This is a genomic window from Clostridium omnivorum, from assembly GCF_026012015.1.
Taxonomy (GTDB): domain Bacteria; phylum Bacillota; class Clostridia; order Clostridiales; family Clostridiaceae; genus Clostridium_AX; species Clostridium_AX omnivorum.
Window position 1 is genome coordinate 3,781,712 of the sequence record NZ_BRXR01000001.1, and the last position, 20,789, is coordinate 3,802,500.

16 protein-coding genes (1 of these 16 cut by a window edge) are annotated in these 20,789 nt (G+C 31.1%); 12 read left to right on the forward strand and 4 right to left on the reverse strand.

The annotated features are described in order from the left end of the window. Positions 1-6 precede the first annotated feature (6 nt). The 7 genes from bsdE14_RS17885 (at position 7) to bsdE14_RS17915 (ending at position 10,512) form a co-directional block, all read left to right on the forward strand. Complete coding sequence (locus tag bsdE14_RS17885) at positions 7-2,904, forward strand: putative amidoligase domain-containing protein (protein ID WP_264851361.1); 2,898 nt, start codon at positions 7-9, stop codon at positions 2,902-2,904. Positions 2,905-3,007: 103 nt separating this feature from the next. Further along, entirely contained in the window at positions 3,008-3,910 is a 903-nt protein-coding gene (locus tag bsdE14_RS17890) for a CsxC family protein (RefSeq protein ID WP_264851362.1), read from the forward strand. 203 nt (positions 3,911-4,113) lie between these two features. After that, a complete protein-coding gene (locus bsdE14_RS17895) occupies positions 4,114-5,463 on the forward strand; it encodes an MATE family efflux transporter (protein WP_264851363.1) in 1,350 nt (449 codons plus the stop codon). A 225-nt stretch (positions 5,464-5,688) separates the two neighbouring features. Beyond that, the gene (locus bsdE14_RS17900; RefSeq protein WP_264851364.1) at positions 5,689-7,101 is read left to right on the forward strand and encodes an NCS2 family permease; all 1,413 of its coding nucleotides are present in this window, start codon (positions 5,689-5,691) and stop codon (positions 7,099-7,101) included. Positions 7,102-7,266: 165 nt separating this feature from the next. After that, entirely contained in the window at positions 7,267-8,376 is a 1,110-nt protein-coding gene (gene mnmA / locus bsdE14_RS17905) for a tRNA 2-thiouridine(34) synthase MnmA (protein ID WP_264852296.1), read from the forward strand. A gap of 138 nt (positions 8,377-8,514) precedes the next feature. Beyond that, positions 8,515-9,501 (forward strand): UDP-glucose 4-epimerase GalE, encoded by a 987-nt coding sequence (gene galE / locus bsdE14_RS17910; RefSeq protein ID WP_264851365.1) that lies wholly within the window; start codon positions 8,515-8,517, stop codon positions 9,499-9,501. Between the two features lie 120 nt (positions 9,502-9,621). Next, entirely contained in the window at positions 9,622-10,512 is an 891-nt protein-coding gene (locus bsdE14_RS17915; protein ID WP_264851366.1) for a polysaccharide deacetylase family protein, read from the forward strand. 44 nt (positions 10,513-10,556) lie between these two features. On the opposite strand, the gene bsdE14_RS17920 is transcribed toward bsdE14_RS17915, so the two are convergent. Genes bsdE14_RS17920 through bsdE14_RS17930 form a run of 3 tightly spaced genes read right to left on the reverse strand, consistent with a single transcriptional unit; the run spans position 10,557 to position 13,932 of the window. Further along, entirely contained in the window at positions 10,557-11,288 is a 732-nt protein-coding gene (locus tag bsdE14_RS17920; protein WP_264851367.1) for a type 1 glutamine amidotransferase, read from the reverse strand. A 25-nt stretch (positions 11,289-11,313) separates the two neighbouring features. Beyond that, a complete protein-coding gene (locus bsdE14_RS17925) occupies positions 11,314-12,672 on the reverse strand; it encodes a MurT ligase domain-containing protein (RefSeq protein ID WP_435382612.1) in 1,359 nt (452 codons plus the stop codon). A 51-nt stretch (positions 12,673-12,723) separates the two neighbouring features. Beyond that, positions 12,724-13,932: a CapA family protein gene (locus tag bsdE14_RS17930; RefSeq protein ID WP_264851369.1), complete on the reverse strand. Its 1,209-nt coding sequence runs from the start codon at positions 13,930-13,932 to the stop codon at positions 12,724-12,726. A gap of 157 nt (positions 13,933-14,089) precedes the next feature. On the opposite strand from bsdE14_RS17930, the gene bsdE14_RS17935 reads away from it, so the two are divergent. Beyond that, positions 14,090-15,928 (forward strand): tetratricopeptide repeat protein, encoded by a 1,839-nt coding sequence (locus bsdE14_RS17935; protein ID WP_264851370.1) that lies wholly within the window; start codon positions 14,090-14,092, stop codon positions 15,926-15,928. A 30-nt stretch (positions 15,929-15,958) separates the two neighbouring features. Here bsdE14_RS17935 and bsdE14_RS17940 read toward each other — a convergent pair whose 3' ends face one another. Next, positions 15,959-16,807 (reverse strand): YitT family protein, encoded by an 849-nt coding sequence (locus tag bsdE14_RS17940; protein ID WP_264851371.1) that lies wholly within the window; start codon positions 16,805-16,807, stop codon positions 15,959-15,961. Positions 16,808-17,221: 414 nt separating this feature from the next. Between bsdE14_RS17940 and pckA the strand changes: the two genes are divergently transcribed. From pckA to bsdE14_RS17960, 4 genes are all read left to right on the forward strand, one after another. Continuing rightward, positions 17,222-18,793 carry a phosphoenolpyruvate carboxykinase (ATP) gene (gene pckA, locus bsdE14_RS17945; protein ID WP_264851372.1) on the forward strand — a complete coding sequence of 524 codons (1,572 nt, stop codon included), beginning with the start codon at positions 17,222-17,224 and terminating at the stop codon, positions 18,791-18,793. A gap of 155 nt (positions 18,794-18,948) precedes the next feature. Continuing rightward, positions 18,949-19,422, forward strand: coding sequence for an FUSC family protein (locus bsdE14_RS17950; protein WP_264851373.1), 474 nt, complete (start codon positions 18,949-18,951; stop codon positions 19,420-19,422). Positions 19,423-19,526: 104 nt separating this feature from the next. Continuing rightward, a complete protein-coding gene (locus bsdE14_RS17955) occupies positions 19,527-20,342 on the forward strand; it encodes an undecaprenyl-diphosphate phosphatase (protein ID WP_264851374.1) in 816 nt (271 codons plus the stop codon). Positions 20,343-20,603: 261 nt separating this feature from the next. Next, positions 20,604-20,789, forward strand: partial view of a 6-phosphofructokinase gene (locus tag bsdE14_RS17960; protein ID WP_264851375.1) — the start only. The gene runs 912 nt beyond the window's last position; only the first 186 of its 1,098 coding nucleotides appear in the window; its start codon is at positions 20,604-20,606; its stop codon lies off the right edge, out of view.

Consider the following 20,789-nt stretch of genomic DNA (forward strand, 5'->3'; position numbering starts at 1 on the left):
ATATTTATGGGTATAAAAGTAATATGCGATGATTCTAAACTTGGCTTTAAGATTAAGGACGAAATTGAATCAATGGAATATGAATTAAATTTAAAAAATCAGTATACTGTTAGATGGGGAAATTGGCTGGAAGGCTCTGATAAAGGAATAACTTTCAATACACCAGAAGCAATTAAAAACACAATAGATAAAGAAAATGTGCTAATTACACTTAGAAGACATCATATTAGTTGTCCTTTAAGAATAAAACCAGGTAAGAAGACAGACTTCCCTATACTAGGAAGAAAATATGAACATGAAGGTGGAACAGATATTAATATTATTGATAGCTTGGATGAATATAAAAAATCAAATTGTGATTATTTTGTTCAAATTTTAAATATCGATAAAGAGTATAAAATTCATGTTATGGATTTAATTGCGTTTTATGTGGAGGAAAAGTATAAGGAAAGAAGTAGTAAAATAAGCGATATTAATATTAGAACCGGAGCTTATGGATGGAAGGTTAGAAAGGTTTCACTTCAAAGCATAAATAAAATTGGAAAAGAAGACATAGTAAGCTTAGCTCAAAAGGCAGTTAATGGATTAGGTCTAGACTTTGGAGTTGTAAGTATTGGGGTAAGTCCCGAAGGAAAAGCTTATGTTTTGGATGTAGATGCATTTTGCCGCAAAATGGACTATAAGTGTAGAAAGGCATACGTGAAACAATTGAGCATTACAATAAGAAAGTATGAGGACTTAATTGAGAATGTAGAGGATGTTACTATCGGAGCTGACCCTGAATGCATTATCAAAGATAAAATATCAGGTGATATGATATTTGCATCGGAATTCCTAGAGAGTGAAGGTTTAATTGGATTAGATGATAGAAGTATAGAAGCTGGTAAAAAGTGCTTTCCACTTATGGAAATTAGGCCAAAGTATTCAACGAATCCTATGGATGTAGTTAAGTCAATAAAAACAATATTGGATGATACTTCAAAAAAATTTGATTATTCTAATATAGGTTTATATGCTGGAAGTATGCCTTCATATAATTATTGGTCTGGAGGTCATATACATTTTGGCATCAAACCAAATGCAAAGCTTATACGAGCGCTGGATAATTATCTTGCATTGCCTGTACTAATGATAGAGAAAACTAATACAGCTAGAAAGCGTATGATAAAATATGGAGCGCTTGGAAATTATCGTTTAAAAGCACATGGCGGTTTTGAGTACTGTTCTTTGAGCAGTTGGCTTGTAAGTCCTAATATAGCTTTAGGAGTTTTATGTTTAGCAAAAGTAATAGTGCAGGAATACTTGAACTTGCCAGAGATCTATCTTAATAACTACTCGGATATAAGGGCTTACTATTTAGTTAATAAGAATTATTTCAAAGATAGGATAAGAAATATAATTGACAGCATTCAAAGAACTAACACTTATAAGATTTATGAGGAACAGTTGGAACCTATGTTAGACAAGATAGTAGAAAATGCGGAGTGGAAGGAAAGCAGAGATATTAAAGAAGCTTGGAATTTAACAAATTCTAATAGAATATATCAAATTAAAGGAAGATGTTATATTCCTAAGAATAAAAGACAGCAGCTTTCAATTCAGCTTGAAGATAATATTGAATTTATGGTTGGTGCAAGAAAGTTTAATGCAAAGGTGTATCCCAAGGATGATTACACATCTGATAAAATGGGGTATGTTAGCTTTTCAGAGGATATTTGCTTGGAAATTCATTGCAGCACAAAAGATTGCTTTGATATTTGGAAGGAAAATAAAAGTAATACTTTAAAGGTAGGCCCTATTTTTGGTATTCTAGCTTATAATGAGGAGAGTAAAATAGGACCCTTTGGCGGACAGTCTTTTTACTTTAGAAGGCTAATAAAACTTTCAAAGGATAAAGGAATGCTTACTTTTGTGTTCACTCTATCAAGTATTGATTGGAATGAACAGCTTGTAAATGGATACACCTATGATTTTGAAAAAAATCTTTGGTATAAAGATAGTTTTCCACTACCAAATGTGATTTATGACAGAGGAGATTATGTGTGTGAAGAGAATTTTGGAAGCTTAGCAACTGAATATAGATATGGTCTCGTTAACAATAACATTAAATCTATTAATAGTCTTGAATGTGTAAATTTGACTAATGATAAATGGGAAACTTGTCAGCTATTAGAATCAAATGAAGCCACAAGTTTATATCAAGTGGAAACTTGTGAGTATACCAATGAAGAAGAGCTAAGCAAACTTCTTAATAAATATAATCATGTATTTTTAAAGCCTAAACATGGTAGTAGAAGTAAAGGCGTTTATTCAATTGAAAAGAAAAATATCGAATTATATGAAATAATCTATAAGGAGGATTCGCAAGAAAAAGTAAAGTATCTGCTAGATTATAATAGCACAATTGCTTTGATTAATAAGAAAATGGACAAAGATGGATATAGTAAGGAAGATTATATTATTCAAAAAGCAATTCCGTTAGTAAAATATAAGGACAGAAGCTTTGAAATAAGAGTATTTATGCAAAAGAATAGTACTGGAATTTGGCATAGGACATGTATGATAGCAAGAATAACTGGAGAAAATGAAAAGTTCATTGATGTACAAAACGAAAGGGATGCTAAGTCGTCGTATATTTTAAAGGAATGCTTTGGAGAAAATTTTGAGCTTATAAGGAATAAATTAAGAGTGGCATCCAAGGCTGTGACCTCACTATTTGATGATAGGGGGATTATTGCTGGGGAAATATCTATAGATTTTGGACTTGATTCAGATTTTAATTTATTTATTATAGAACTCAATTCCAAACCAGATAACCTGCTATCAACCATAGGAGCTTTTAAATTAAGAAACTTGGCCGTTAATAGAGTGCTTGAATATGGCAGGTATTTAGTGATAAATTAATTACTACCATTGGAACCTTTGTCCACATGTAGCATAGTATGAATTAGGGAAATCGAAAAGGAAGACATTAGAGCGTTATGTGATAATAAAGGAGGAAACTTTTATGACAAAGGACCTTAAAAATAATTATGATGTTAAAGAAGAATACCAATGTGATGGTTATGCTGATGAAAAAATGCCTAGCAGTAACTGTGAATGCTATTCACAAGTTAAAAGATGTAAAGCACAAATATGTAGTTCTAAAACACTAACTGAGTGTCCAGGTCAAGATATTAATCCTTCCGGAAAGTATGGACCTCTAGTAGCAAAGATTCCAGTAGTTATTGCTGAGAAAATAATACAAATTGACATTGAGTCAGTTATTAAACTAGAAGAGCCTGCTATAGAAATAAAAAGAATAAAGAAAAATATATTTTTAACTCAATGTAAGCTTCTTCCAAGATCAGGAATGACTTGTGATGGAAAAATTAAAAGTGGAAAGCTGTTTTTAAAGGGTTATATAAGAAAAAATATAGAATATGCAACAGCTAAATGCCATAGAGATGACAAAATCGTAAGTGGAGATATAAGACACACTACAGTTAATATTCCTTTTGAATGCATAACTCTAATCAAGTATGCTGTTCCTCCAGTATTTTGTACAAGAGAAACTCAAAGTGAACTTGAAATATTTGATCCATGTGTACTTGGAAAGGATATGAGAGAACAGGATTTTGTAGACTTTGAGTGTTTTACTGAAAGACCTTATTGTGAATTAGAAGATGTTAAGATAGTTGAAGTAGACATTGAAAAAGATATGGATGGGCATGACATGGATTGCTGCTGTCATGAAGATAAATTTGAAGCTTTCCAAACAATAACAGAAAAAATGGTTGTTTATTTAAGACTTAAAGTTCTACAAAATCAGCAGGTAGTAATTCCAGGTAAAAAGTGGGAAAGCTGTGAACCTTCAATGGATGATTATGAGTTACCAAAAGAAAGCTATAGAACCTCTGAGGACTTTTAAAATTTACAATTAAGAAAAAATAAATATGTATCATAGAAAATACGACTCAAAACTCAAATTAGAGTTTTGAGTCTTTATTATTTTAGTAAATAAACAATGAAGTAAAATGTATATTATATAATATTTATATTGACTTTTAATAGTAAAATGTATAATGTTGTATTGTGTATTATTTAGTAAAAGAATATGATTGGAGGAGTAGTATGGATAGATCTAAACAATTAGGTGAAGAGAAGATAGGCAAGCTTCTTTTAAAATTTTCAATTCCAGCTATTGTAGGGATGCTTGTTAATGCATTATATAATATTGTTGATAGAATATTTGTAGGAAAAGGCGTAAGTGAGCTTGCTATTACGGCAATTACTGTAGCATTTCCTATTTCTATAATTATTATGGCTTTTGGAATGCTTGTTGGTATTGGAGCAGCAGCAACAGTATCAATAAAGTTAGGGCAAAAAAGAAAAGATGAGGCTGAAGAAATTTTAGGCAATGCTTTTACACTTATAATAATAGTTTCATTAGGTGTAACAATTTTAGGCTTAATTTTTATGGAGCCATTACTTAAAATTTTTGGGGCTAGTGAAGCGGCGCTTCCGCTTGCTAAGCAATTTATAAGTATTATACTTATAGGAGCTTTACTTCAAAATGTGGGATTTGGATTAAATAATATTATTAGGTCAGAAGGCAACCCTAAAATGGCTATGTCCACTATGCTAATTGGAGCTATTTTAAATACTATATTTAATCCAATTTTTATCTTCGTTATGCACACTGGTGTAAGAGGGTCGGCATTAGCTACTATAGTTTCTCAAACGGTTTGTTCTATATGGGTAATTCAATATTTTACTAAAGGCAAAAGCACTTTAAAGCTTAAAACTAAGAATTTTAAGTTGAAGAAAGGTATTGTAAGACAAATTTTTTCAATTGGATTGTCACCTTTCCTAATGCAGCTTGCTGCCAGCGTTATTACAATTATACTAAATAAAGGCCTTGCTACTTATGGTGGGGATACAGCTATAGCTGCAATGGGTATAATAAATAGTGTAAGTATGCTGATATTAATGCCTATATTTGGAATAAATCAAGGCGCTCAACCAATTATAGGGTTTAATTATGGAGCTAAGAATTTTGCGAGAGTTAAAAAGGCGCTAAAATTAGCAATTTTAGCAGCAACTACAATATCTACAACTGGTTTCATTTTAGTTGAACTGTTTCCAAGACAAATAATAGGTATATTTATAAGTGGAACAGGATCGGAACTTTTGTCTATAGGTTCTAGAGGAATAAGAATATATTTAATGATGCTTCCCATAATTGGATTCCAAATAGTTAGTTCAAATTATTTTCAAGCGGTTGGAAAAGCTAAGATTTCTATATTCTTAAGCTTATCAAGACAGGTTATAGTGCTTCTTCCTCTTATTATTATACTTCCGCAGATATTAAAACTAGATGGAGTTTGGATAGCTGGTCCAAGCTCGGATTTTATTGCATCTCTAATTACTGGAATGTTTTTAATAAGAGAACTTAGAAAGTTGGAAAACAAAAGTATATAAATAAACATAAGAAGTTCTGAAATATGAACTTCTTTTTTTATTGTTTAGTATTTTAATATACTAATATCATAATAAAAATTTTAAAATCATATTATATTACATGACGTAAGCTCAGAAATAACAATTTTGCAGCTTTTATTACTTATTGGGGGGGAGAAATCTGCTCGGAAAATCAATGACGGTGAAGGATTACTTATACAATGTAATTAAAGGGGGCTTGATTAAATGAGAGATTATTTTGAATTAAGAGAAAATAATACTTCCGTTAGAACAGAGGTTATAGCGGGAATAACCACCTTCATTACAATGGCATACATAATTTTTGTAAATCCTTTGATTTTAAGTATGGCAGGGATGAATGGAAAAGGTGCACTAGGAAGCGAAGTTGGAAAGCTTGGATTAAATGCTTCTAATGATCCAATTATAGGTGCAGTTTTCGTTGCTACTATTTTGTCTGCAGTAATTGGGACATTGATTATGGGATTAGTAGCTAATGTTCCATTTGCTCAAGCTGCTGGAATGGGAATGAATGCTTTCTTTACATATTATGTTGTTCTTACAGCAAAGTATTCTTGGAAAGCAGCATTAGCAGCAGTATTTATATGTGGCTTAATAAATATATGTATAACCGTTACAAAGGTTAGAATTATGATTGTCAATGCAATTCCTGACTCAATTAAGAATGCTATAGGAGCAGGTATTGGATTATTTATTGCTATAATTGGTCTTAAGGAAGCAGGTATTATTAAAAGTTCAGCTGATACCTTAGTTACCTTTGGAAATATAAAAGATCCTACAGTATTACTAGCATTATTTGGCCTAGCAGTTACGGGAATTCTTATGGTTAGAAAAGTTAGAGGGTCTATACTTTTAGGAATTATTATTACTACTATTGCAGGGGTAATTGTACAATTAGGATTTGGTATTGATATGAAAATATTTATGCCTACAAAAGTCTTCTCAGCACCTCCAAGTTTGGCTCCTACGTTCTTTAAATTGGATTTTGGAGAATTATTTAGTGTAAAAACCGGTATTATGACTACTTTAACCATTATATTATCCTTTAGTTTGGTTGACACTTTTGATACAATAGGTACATTTATTGGAACTGGAGCAAAGACAGGCATGTTCGATGAAAAGAACGATAAGCCTAAAAAAGGTATGTTCCCAAGAAAGATTGATAAGGCATTATTTGCTGATGCCACTGCAACTTCAATTGGTGCACTATTAGGTACAAGTAATGTAACTACATATGTTGAAAGTGCAGCAGGGATTAGTGAGGGTGGTAGAACAGGTCTTACTTCTGTTATAGTTGCAATATGTTTCTTGTTGACATTATTTATATCACCAGTAATTGGTATAGTTCCTGCTCAAGCTACTGCTCCAGCATTAATTATAGTGGGAGTATTAATGATTGGTGCAGTTACAAACATCAATTTTGATGATTTCGAAGAAGCTTTGCCAGCGTTTTTAACATTAGTAATGATGCCATTTACTTACAGTATAGCAAATGGTATTGCAGCAGGATTCATATTCTATACTTTAATTAAAATTGTTACAGGAAAGGCAAAAAAGGTTCATCCTATAATGTACATTTTTACTATTCTTTTTATAATAAAATTCGCTATGCAAGTGTAATATTTCAAAGGGACTTACAAAAACGTGAGTCCCTTTTGACTTTTTGCTGCAAAACGTATAAATTATATATATAAATAATTATACTATTTGAATTCTCAAGCAGTGAAATGGTAATTATAATAGAGAACTGATGTAATTTTTTTATAGAAAGGTTGTTAATAAGTGATGCAAAAGGAACCAAAGGATACAACTGTTGTACTAGGAATGTCAGGTGGAGTAGATTCTTCTGTTGCTGCTCTTTTACTAAAGGAACAGGGATATAATGTAATTGGCGTATTTATGAAGAATTGGGATGAAAAAGACGATGAAGGTGTTTGTACAGCTGTAGAAGATTATGAAGATGTAAGAAGGGTATGCGATCAAATAGGGATAACCTATTACTCTGTTAATTTTGTAAAAGAATACTGGGACAGAGTCTTTTCATACTTTTTAAGTGAATATAAAAAGGGAAGAACACCTAATCCAGATGTTATGTGTAATAAAGAGATTAAATTTAAAGCATTTTTAGATTTTGCAATGAAAATAGGGGCAGATTGTATAGCTACCGGTCACTATGCGCAAAAAGACTATGTAGATGGTGAATATAGGCTAATTCGTGGTGTTGATGGAAACAAGGATCAAACCTACTTTTTATGTACTCTAGGTCAGTATCAATTATCAAAGGCGTTATTTCCTGTTGGACATCTAACAAAGCCTCAGGTAAGACAATTAGCTCAGGATGCAGGTTTAAGAACTGCTAGCAAAAAAGATAGTACAGGAGTATGTTTTATTGGAGAAAGAGACTTTGATAAATTTTTGGATAATTATCTTCCAGCTAAACCTGGAGATATAATAACCCTTGATGGTAAGGTAGTTGGCAGACATGATGGACTTATGCATTATACATTGGGTCAAAGAAAAGGCTTAGGTATTGGAGGAATAGGCACTGGTGAACCTTGGTTTGTAGTTGATAAAGATTTAAAGAAAAATGTTCTTTATGTGGTACAGGGGGAAACACACCCAGCACTATATACTTATGGATTAATAGCTAATGAGCTTCATTGGGTGAGTGATAAAACTCCACAAGGAGTATTTAAGTGTACTGCAAAGTTTAGATATAGACAGCCTGATCAAGGTGTAACAGTATATATGCAGAACAATAATACCTGTAAGGTAGTATTTGATGAGCCTCAAAGGGCAGTAACTCCTGGTCAGGAAGTTGTATTTTATCATGAAGAAGCATGCCTTGGTGGAGGTGCAATTGATAAAATAATAAAGGATAAATCCAAGTTATAGTTATAATTAAAATGCAGCTGGAGTTTTCGCCAGCTGTATTTTTTCTTTTACAGGTTAAAAGTTTGTGGTATAATACATATAGAAAACCTTTTCTAAGTGTTAATTAATATTTTTAAATATATATAAGGAGGAATTTTAATGGCAGTATTAGTTTGTGGGGGCGCTGGATATATTGGCAGCCATATGGTAGCAGAACTTTTAGAGTCTGGAGAGGAAGTTGTTATTTTAGATAACTTTCAAAAGGGACATAGGGATGCTATTTTAGGCGGTAAATTATACGAAGGCGATTTGAGAGACAGGAGCGTATTAGATAAGATATTTACTGAAAATAAAATAGATTCAGTTATAGATTTTGCTGCTGATTCCCTTGTAGGAGAGAGCGTGGTTGAACCGTTAAAATATTTTGAGAATAACGTTGGGTCAACTCTTAACTTACTTGGTGCAATGAGGGATCATAAAGTAAAATATATTGTATTTTCGTCTACAGCTGCAACTTATGGGGAGCCAGAAAATACACCTATTTTAGAAAGTGATAGGACATTACCTACAAATCCATATGGAGAGTCAAAGCTGACTGTTGAAAAAGTACTTAAGTGGTGCGACAATGCATATGGAATTAAATATACAGCTTTAAGATATTTCAATGCTGCTGGTGCTCATATAAGTGGAAAAATAGGCGAAGATCATAGGCCAGAGTCGCACTTAATCCCATTAATTTTACAAGTAGCTCTTGGACAAAGAGAAAAAATTATGATATTTGGAGACGATTATAACACTGAAGATGGTACATGTATAAGAGATTACATACATGTTACTGATTTAGCTAACGCACATCTTATGGCTTTAGATAGACTTAGAAAAGGTGGAGAAAGCAGGATATATAACCTTGGAAATGGAAAGGGTTTTTCAGTAAAGGAAGTAATTGAAGCAACAAGAAAAGTAACTGGAAAGGAAATTAAGGCTGAAGTTACTCCAAGAAGAGCTGGTGATCCTGCAATTCTTATTGCATCTTCAGAAAAAGCTATTAGCGAGCTTAATTGGAAACCTAAATACGATTCCTTAGATACTATAATAGATACAGCATGGCAATGGCATAAAAATCATGCAAATGGGTACGAAAAATAAACAATAAATGAGACGGCTTTAATTTAGCTGTCTTTTTTATTTTGGGTAAATTTACTATTTGTAATTATTAAAAAATAGTTAAAGCTATGTATAAAGGTCTTTTATATTGGGGGTGTGTTAATGTTTAAAGGAAAAGTATTTATTACTATATTAATGACAATTACTTTTATAGTATCTTCATTGTTTTCAAACAATATAATTATTAGCCATTTACACCATTTTAGTAAAACAACTATACAAAGTGGAAAAGAAAAGAGTAATAAATCCATAATGTGCAATTCATATCCTACTACTCAAAATGAGTTAAAGGGAATAGACGAGGATATTAATTACATAAGAAAAAAATACGATAGGAAGCTGAGTCCAAGGGAAGTATTCTTAACTTTTGATGATGGACCATCTCCAGTTAATACACTAAGAATACTGGAAGTTCTTAAAAGATATAACGTAAAGGCCACATTTTTTATAATTGGCAAACATGCAGATGAGCATCCTGATATTCTAAAAAGGGTAAAGAGAGAAGGCATGTGCGTTGCACCACATACATATTCTCATAATTATAAGATATATAGAAGTGAAAAGGCATACTTTGATGATTATGAGGCATGCAACAATGCAATAATGAAGATAACAGGAAGTGATACAGTATCATTTTTGAGACTACCGGGAGGTTCTACAATTCAAGTATCTAATAAAGCTGTAATGAAAGAAATTAAGACAAGATTGATTAATAATAATGTAAAATATGTTGATTGGAATGTAAGCTCAGCAGATGCGGCTATGGATACAGTTCCCGCTGCGCTTATAAAAAATAATGTAATAAGCCAGTGTAAAGGGAAAAATTTTGTTGTGATTTTAATGCATGATTCAAACACTAAAACTACAACAGTTGAGGCTCTACCAGATATTATAGAATATCTAAAAGATAACGGATATGCTTTTAAGACTTTTGAAAATGTTACTTCTACAGAAGAAAGACAAATGAATAAGCTGCGAATAATTAATAGATAACAAAAGCCCAAGGCTAATCCCAAGGGCTTTTGTATTTTAGAAATTTAATTATTTTTCTTTTCTCTATTAATAATAAATTCTTTTGCCTTTATTTCTAAATTATCGTCAAGGGGAGACAGGGTTATATCACCATACTTCTTTTCAAGTGCGGATATTAGTAATCTGTCAGCTAGTTCAGGGTTTTTTGAGAGAAGAGAACCGTGAAAATAAGTGCAAAATGTGTTTTTATATACACAGCCTTCATAGCCATCTTCACCATTATTGCCATAACCTGAAATAACCTTGCCTAGTGGCTTCATATTCTCTCCAATATAGGTTCTACCTGAATGATTTTCAAAACCTACATAGGTTTCATTAAACTCTTCATTATAGATAACTGTATTACCTATAAATCTATTGCTTCCGCCTTCAGAGTATACATCTAGTATGCCAAGACCTTCTAATTTTTCTCCATCGGGTGTAGTATAGTATTTTCCTAACAGCTGATAACCACCACAAACACAGAAGAATACCTTGCCTGATTCAATATATTCTTTTATGGAAAATTTTTTTCTTTCTATTAAGTCTAAAGAAACAATTGACTGTTCATAGTCCTGTCCACCACCAAAGAAGGTAATATCATATGCCTTTCCTTCAAAAGTGTCGCCTACAGAAACATTATGTACATTTACCTTAATGCCTCTTTTTTCAGCTCTATATTTTAATATTAAAATATTACCAACATCTCCGTATACATTTAATAAATCCGGATATAAGTGACATATATTTAGTTCCAACTAGTTCACCTTCAATCTATTTTCATTACCATAATTTTTTTATATGGCCTTTACTATGAAGATATTTTCTAAAGTTAATCATAGCAGTATAAGTGGCTAAAACATAAACAACTGAGGAATCACAGCTAGATATTTCATTTAGCAAATCTTCATTGTTTTCACAAAGTCTAAACTTATCTTCAGGTAAACCAGAAGTCTTAAGTCTTATTGCCATATCATATAACCTAATACCTGAAACCATAATTTTATCAATATTAAGTACGTTTAAACTTTCAAAATTAACATCCCATATCCAAGATACATCTCTTCCATCTGCATAATTATCATTTAAGATAAATGCAAGATTAACCTGTCTTTCATCTAAGGTAATAGTTGTAATTGCCTGATCAAAGCCTGCTGGATTTTTCACTAAAATAATTTTAACTTCTTTTCCATCTATATCTAAAATTTCTTGTCTTCCAAAGCTGCTGCTTTGACTCTTTAGCGAATTAAATATTACTGAGTGTTCTATTCCAAGTGTTTTTGCTATAGATAGTGCACATAATCCATTGTAAATATTATAAATACCTGGTTGGTTTATATAATATTCATGATCATTTATCCAAACTAGAGAACCGCTTGGAGTTAGTTCTACAAGTTTATCTACTGAATAATCTAAGTTTGGTCTGCTGTAGCCGCAGGATTCACAATAAAAGCTGCCTAAGTGGTTGTAAGTAAGATAGTTGTAACTATAAGGAGCCTTACATTTTTTGCAGAACTTTGCATCGGCGTTTATATCAATTTTTTTATTCTCATCTACAGAACAATTGAAGCCATAATAAACTATTGGGTTTTTCAAATCTAAGTCACCGAGAAGTGATTCGTCACCGTTTAACACCAGAGTAGAATTTGGAGTTTTATATACACCATCTAATATCTTTTTTAGGGTTGTGTATACCTCTCCATATCTATCTAACTGATCTCTGAATAGATTTGTTATAGTAATAATTTTAGGACTTATATAATCAGTAATGAAGGTAAGATTTGCTTCATCTACTTCAATAACAGCATATTTATTATTTTTATAACTTTTGAATCTGTAGTTTTCGATAAAACAAGCAGTTATGCCAGGTAGCATATTGGCGCCGGTGCCATTTGTAATAACTTCATTTCCACTATCTTTTATCATATTGTAAATCATACTTGTAGTTGTCGTTTTACCATTTGTGCCTGTAATTAAAATAACATTATAGTCTTTTGCAACTGTTTCAAGTATATTTTTATCTAATTTAAGTGCTACTTTACCTGGAAAATTACTGCCGCCCTTAAATAAAAACTTGGATAATTTTAATATGACTTTAGATGAAATTACACTGAGAAAAGTATTAAATTTAATTTTAAACACCACCTTTAATATAGTAAAACTTTTAAGCACCATATTATTATAACGTATAATTTAATTATTGACATCAATTAATGAAAAATCATCACTTAATGCAAATTTTAAATTGATTGATAAACTATTTATTTTATCCAAAAGGCCTTTTTTTCTGGAATCAACCATTGGAGTTGGGCAGTAATCATTTATATAATTTACTGAAGAAATACTGCAAGGGATTGCTCTTACTGCATAGGAGGTTAATTTATTATCTTTTATTATGAATTTGGTCTGCATGATAAAGGTGTCTTTGTCAGAAGGATTTACATTTCCTCCAAAGCAGAAGTTGCCTAAACTATAACAGATTACTTTACCTTTATATTGTTCTAACCCCTGTATTACATGAGGATGATGTCCTATAATTAAATCTGCGCCGTTATCAATAGCAAAATGTGCTATTGATTTCTGAGTAGAATTGGGGGTATAGGAATTTTCATCTCCCCAATGAAAGTTAATAATTACAATTCTGTTTTCAGCTTTCATGGAAGCAATATCCTTTTTTATTGTATTAAGAAAGTTTTTATCAGAATAATAACCTTTATAACCTAAAAAACCAAATTTAATACCCTTTACTTCAGTATTCCATTTATAGCCCTCACCAAAAAAGTTTATTTTTTCTGCTTGCAGAGTTGAAATTGTATCATTAAAACCAGCATCTAAATAATCACGGATATGATTGTTAGATATATTTACACCTTCAATATATCCTAATTTTAATGCTTTAGCATATTCAGGGGGAGCCTTAAAAGTAAATTGTTTTTCCGCTTTAATCGTAGAATTAGTAAAAGTTGTTTCTAAATTTGCAGTTGTAATATCATCGTTTTTAAATATATCAGAAACATTTTTAAAAAAATAGGAAAAGTCATTATTATTCTTATTGAGTACAGCAGGTAAGCTATTAGAATAAGAAAATGAAGTATCATGTCCAATAGTACAATCACCTACGCTAGTCACAATTATTTCCTTTTGAGATAACTCATCAGTATTTTTTTTATTATCATCAATGTCATCTTTAACAATTTGATTTTTGCTTGTTTCTACATTATTAACTAAAGTATTTTGAGTTTTTTCCTTATTTGCGGCTCTTTTAGATAATACGGCATATGTTAAACCAAAGGAGATTGAAATAAGTAATACCACTATTAATATTAATAAAATTATAGTTTTAAGTTTTTTTTGTTTTTCTTTATTTCTTTTTAATCTTTTTCCAGTAGCCAGAATACTCACTCCTTTTATTCAACTATAAATCTTATTTTATCACAAATTGATAATTTATAGAAAGGAACCTTATAGATTTATTCTAAAGCAGAGGTAGTTTTTTATGATTATTTTTGATAAAATAGTATTTAGTATACAGTTTTATGTATAGATGTGAGGTGGAAGAATGGATTTTATAAACAGGATAAAGAAAGCTTTCCATATTAATTATAAGGACAAGCTTTTAACTATAAAGGAAAAAATAAAAAGTAGTAATGTAAAATCTAAATTTAATAAATATAGTTTTAAAAATATCAAAGATAAGGACTATAGACAAATTCTTGAAAAATATAAGCCTTTAATAAAGCAAAATTATAAAAGAGACATTGCTTTACTAGGAATGGGAGTATTTTTTTCTGTGTGTATATTTAATATGGTAATGGTAAATAGGCCAGCTGAGGTGAAATATGTAATTACTGACAATAAGGCAGAGGATTACTACTATGCAGGCGAATATGAAAAGGCTATTGAAGAATATAATAGTTTGATACTTAAAGACAATACTAAAGAAAATTTATGGAATATGAAAATAGCTGAAATCTATTCAATAAAAGGACAATTAGACAAGTCAAAGGAATATATAGAAAAAGTGAAGTCTAAGGGTATAAATGATGCTGAGGTATATAATTATGTGATTTTCACTGAATTTATGAATAAAGATTACGATACAGCTCTTGCTGATGGAGTTGAAGCGCTTAAAAAATACCCAGATAACAAAAAAATTATTAAAACTATGTTTACTGTATATATGTCAACTAACAATATGGGAAAGGCAAAAGACATAATTACTTCCTATCCTGTTGATTCAAGGTCTGCTTATGATTTAGCAGAGCATTCCAGAATGCTTATGATTGACGGGCAATGGGATGAAGGGTTTAAGGAACTTAGAGACGCTTGGAGCATAGATAAGGATGAGTTTAAGATATATGATGTATTGTCACAAATAGCTGTATATAATAGAGATATGATATTGGAAAGCGTAACAAATTTATCTACTAAAAATCCCAATGATGTTGCTTATAAACTCTGGCTAGCTAAACTATACTCATTAACTGAGGAAACTGCCGATCAAGCTGAAAAAATATTGTCAGGGCTTAATTCTGAAGATACAGGGAAGATAGAATCAAAATTAATTGAATCTGCTATTCTTCAAAACACAAAACAAGGGGATAAGGCAGATAAATTAATGGAAGATATTATTAAACAATATAATAATGATTATAGGGTACTTCATGCTGCAGGCTGGTATTATTTAAATAAGAAGGATATGGATAAGGCAAATCAATATTGTAGGGAATCTATAATAAAAAATAAAAACTATCCTGACAATTACGGATTTTTGATGCCGGAAATATTAAAGGCTCAAGGAAAGAGCACCGAAGGAGAACCTTATTTTAGAACAGCTTTGTATAAGGAGCCATATAACTATAATATTATGCTTAATATTGCTAATTACTATTGGTATACAACAAAAAATAGTGAAAAGGCGTTGGAATATTTTAAATTTGCAGAAATTGTAAAGCCTACTGATCCGGAAATTAAATATAACATGGCCTTAATTCATCTAACAAACAAGAGGGAAGATGAGGCGGTTAATTTACTAAAACAATGTATTAAGCTTTCGGATTCTACTCCAAAATATCACAGAACTTTAGGAACTATATATTTGGAAAAAGGAAAAAATGATGAAGCAATAAAAGAAATTAGATATGCTTATAGTGCAGATGAAGCTGATGTTTTAACTCTTAATAATGCTGGATGTTATTATATAATGGTAGAAGGAAATTTAGAAAGAGGTTTATATAATCTACAGAAAGCAGCCGAGGGTTTGAATCAGTCACATGATAAATATACTGTTGATACTATTCGAGGAAATTACGAAAAGGCTAAAAAGCTTGTTGATCAGTATAATAATTCTTCAGGAAATGAAAAGTTAAAAGTACCAGATTTCATTTTGTTTTATTAATTAGTAAAGCAGTCGCAAATTGCGGCTGCTTTATTCAATAGTCAGAGATTGTCTATAATTTCCTAGTATATCATTCACTGGTGATACGCTAATAAATGCATTTGGTTCTAAAGCTTTAACGATATTTTTTAAATAATTGAGTTGACTTCTTTGAATTACTACATATATAAATTTCTTCTTGTCATTTGAATAACCGCCAACTGCATCAAGCACTGTAACTCCCCTAACAAGTTTGGTGCTTATCTCATTTATTATTGCTGGTGCATTTTCGCAAATAATTATACATTGCCTTGAGGATGCGATGCCTTCCTGTATTGCATCTATTGTTTTTGTTCTTATAAAGCTTGCGATTAAGGCATACATAACTGAACGTACACCAAATACGTACGCAATTAAACTGTAAACTACAACGTCTTGGATCATCATAATAGAAGATAAGGGGATATTCTTGTATTTATTGTGTATTATTTTTGCTAATATATCAAGTCCACCAGTGGATGATGACGATATTAATAGAAGATAAACGCTTATGCCAAATAAAAAACCGAAGAATATAGATGATAAAAGCATATCATCTATGGCTTTAAACCTGAATGCTGAATTGAAGTAATCCATCATAATAGATGATAAAAAAACTACAAAAGCACTCCTGAAAGCAAATTTTTTTCCTAATAATTTAAATCCAGATATAAAAAGTGGAATATTAATAATTATTGTAAGTAGACCTATTTTATAACCCATTATCTTATTTATTACCATTGCTATACCTGTTACTCCTCCAATTCCAATTTGAGATGGAATTAAAAAAGCAGATATAGAAAATGATAATATTAAACTACCCAAAATAATAAGGGAATACTCTTTTATAATTTGTTTCATATATTATACCTCCTAGTGAATATAAAGTTGCAACGTAGAGTTAATATGACGGAAATTATGCAAACAAAAATATACTAACATAAAATAATCTATTATACAATGAGTAAGCTTAATCTTATATGATAACTATATAATTATTTTTTCCTAAATCCGGTATAGTATTAAATATTTTTATAAAATCTTATGTGAAAATGAAGGAGGATTGTTAAATAATATTCATACAACAAGATGAACTTGTTGGTGTATTCAGAAAAATGAAATAAATGCATTCATAAATTATCAATTCGAAATGAATATAATTTTTTTCTTGCACTTTTCTAGTACTCATGCAATAATTATATTGTAAGAAAGCTTGTATACATAATTATTATTACAGTTAATGAATTTTAATAATACAGGAGGGAAAGTAGGGGGATGAACTTGAACAGTTTAGATTATTTGAACATTAAATGCAATAAAGAAGTACACAAAAATTTAGGAGTGGCACAGCTAGTTGAATTTGCTGTTAAAAGAGGCGAAGGTACTTTATCTGATAAGGGTGCACTAGTAGTGTGTACTGGTAAATACACAGGAAGATCACCTAAAGACAGATTTATTGTTAAGCAAGATAGTATTAATAATAAAATTAACTGGGGAGAAGTAAATCTGCCTATTGAAGAGAAAGTTTTTAATTCCTTATATAATCAAGTAGTAAACTATCTAAACGAAAGGGATTTGTTTATATTTGATGGATATGTAGGAGCACTTTCTGAATATAAAGTTAATGTTAGAGTTATTAGTGAATATGCTTCACAGGCATTATTTGCAAATCAATTATTTAGAAGACTAGATGAAAAATCATTGGAGGATTTTGTCCCATCATTCAATGTTATAGCAGCACCTGGATTTAAGGCTAAGGGGCAATTAGATGGAATAAACTCCGAAGCGTTTATAATAGTGAACTTTGAAAAAAGGATAATTTTAATAGGTGGAACTCAATATTCTGGAGAAATTAAAAAATCTATTTTCTCAATTATGAACTATTTGCTTCCATTACAAGGAGTATTTCCAATGCATTGTTCAGCAAATATTGGAAAAGATGGAGACACAGCTATTTTCTTTGGATTATCTGGAACAGGTAAAACTACATTGTCTACTGATCCAAATAGAAGACTTATTGGAGATGATGAGCATGGCTGGTGTGACACTGGAGTATTCAACTTTGAAGGTGGATGCTATGCAAAGGCTATAAAACTATCAAAGGAAAAAGAAAAGGATATATACGAGGCTATTAAATTTGGAACTGTACTTGAAAATGTCGTACTTGATGAGAAGCACGTACCAAATTACGATGATGACAGCCTTACTGAAAACACTAGAGCGGCATATCCTATAGATTATATAGATAATATTGAAGAAAGTGGAATTGGTGGAAATCCAAAGACTATTATTTTCCTAACAGCCGATGCTTTTGGGGTGCTTCCTCCTGTTTCAAAGCTAACTAAAGAAGCAGCAATGTACCACTTTATGTCTGGGTATACAAGTAAGCTAGCAGGTACAGAAAGAGGTATTACTGAACCTAAAGCAACATTCTCATCCTGTTTTGGCGAACCTTTTATGCTAATGCACCCTGCTGTTTATGCTAAACTTTTAGGAGAAAAAATAGAAAAGCATAATGCAGAAGTATATCTTATTAACACCGGCTGGTGCGGTGGTGGTTATGGTACCGGTGAAAGGATAAAATTATCCTATACCAGGGCAATGGTTAACGCTGCTATAGAAGGTAAACTGAAAAATGTAGATTTTGAAGAACATCCAATATTTAAAGTATTGGTTCCAAAGGAATGTGCTAATGTTCCTGCTGAAATATTAAATCCAAAGAACACTTGGAAAGATAAAGAGCAATATACATTAAAAGCAGTTGAACTAGCTAATAAGTTTAAAGCTAATTTTGAGAAGTTTAATGATGTTCCAGAAGAAATAGTTAAAGCTGGCCCTAATGCTTAAATAGCTAGCTGAAGCAAGTCATAGGATAACTTCAAGGTTTAATAAAAAGCCTAAATGTCTATAAGGATATTTAGGCTTTTTAATTTATAATATTTTATTGTTTCATGGTATAAAATAGTGTAAACTAAGAGCATTATACTAAGGAGGAAGATGGTATGAAGCTTCAAGTTAAAAAGGTTGGAATGAGAAATATAAAGACAGCAATAGCAGTACTTATTAGCATTATTCTCTCCAAGTTATTTAAAATGGAGTACCCGTTTTATGCAGCTATAGCAGCAATAATATCTATGCAGAGTTCAGTAGAAGAATCCTTTAGGGCTGGAAGAAATAGAATGATAGGAACACTCATAGGTGCAGTAGTTGGATTTATTTGTGCGCTAATAAATCCTGGCAATGCTTTTGTTTCCGCTATAGGAATAGTTATTGTGATATATCTATGCAATTTACTTAAGTGGAAGGAATCTTCGTCAATTGGTGGAGTAGTTTTCTTAGCTATTATGCTGAATCTTAAGGGGAATAGTCCTTTATGGTATAGCATAAATAGATTATTCGATACTTTTTTAGGTATTATAGTAGCTATTGTAGTAAACTATTTTATAATACCTCCTGAAAAGAAACAATTGGATTAGTATATAAGTTAATAAAAAGTAAAGTTAATAAAATTTGTTGATTATGTTTTATAAACTAGTATAATGGTTATGTGTGAATTATTTCGGTGGGAGAGTGATAATGAATGGTACTTATTTTAAAGGCAATTATTATTGGTATAGTAGAAGGTATAACAGAATTTCTTCCTATATCCTCAACTGGGCATATGATAATTGTTGGTAATTTAATAAATTTTACTGGTGATTTTGCAAATCTTTTTGAAGTGGTAATTCAATTAGGAGCAATTCTTGCAGTGGTGTTCTTATTTTGGGATAAAATATGGAATTCCTTAAAAAATCTTATGCCTGGAAAATGGGGATTTAGATTATGGCTTAATATAATAGTAGCTTTTTTACCTTCAGCAGTAGTAGGACTTATAACAAAGAAATATATTGACAAGTATCTGTTTTCAACTATAACAGTAGTACTAGCTTTAATATTTGGCGGATTTCTAATGATATTTATTGAAAATAAATATAGACGCAGAAAAGGAATAAATGATATAGATAATATTAACATAAGACAAGCCTTTTTTATAGGATGCTTTCAATGTTTAGCATTGTGGCCTGGAATGTCAAGATCTGCATCCACTATTATGGGTGCGTGGATTAGCGGGCTTTCCTCAGTAGCTGCTGCCGAGTTCTCGTTCTTTTTAGCAATTCCTACAATGGTAGCTGCTTCTGCACTCACATTAATAAAGGGTGGAATGGCAATTAAGACAACAACTGAAGTTATAGCACTAGGAGTTGGCTTTTTAGTTTCATTTATTGTAGCTTACTTTGTTGTTGAAAAGTTTATTGGATTCCTGAAGAAAAAACCAATGAGAGTCTTTGCAATTTATAGAATTTTTATAGGAATTATATTACTTGCACTTGTATTTTTTAATGTAATACATGCATAACAGAAAAAGCTTGAGCCTTTGCTCAAGCTTTTTTGTTTTGTAAGTATTTTTTTATTAAAATGGTAATAATAAATTTGAAGGATTTCAGCTTGCTGTATTGCAATTATGCTATACTATTGTAAAAAAATATGTGAAAAATAAGACATATTTATCTTATATTACACAAATTTAGAACAAATGAAAAATGTTTAGAAGGTTGTTCAATTTTACTAGTTGAGGGTGTATAATAGACCTAAAAAGTAAATGTGGAGGGATATGTAGATGGCAAAGAATACAAAAAAGATCGCATTACTAACAGGCGGCGGAGATTGCCCTGGATTAAACGCAGTAATAAGAGCAGTAACAAGAACAGCAATTTTACAATATGGATATGAAGTTATAGGTTATAAATTTGGATATAGAGGATTATACAATAATGAGTCTATTCCATTAACTCTAGATACTGTA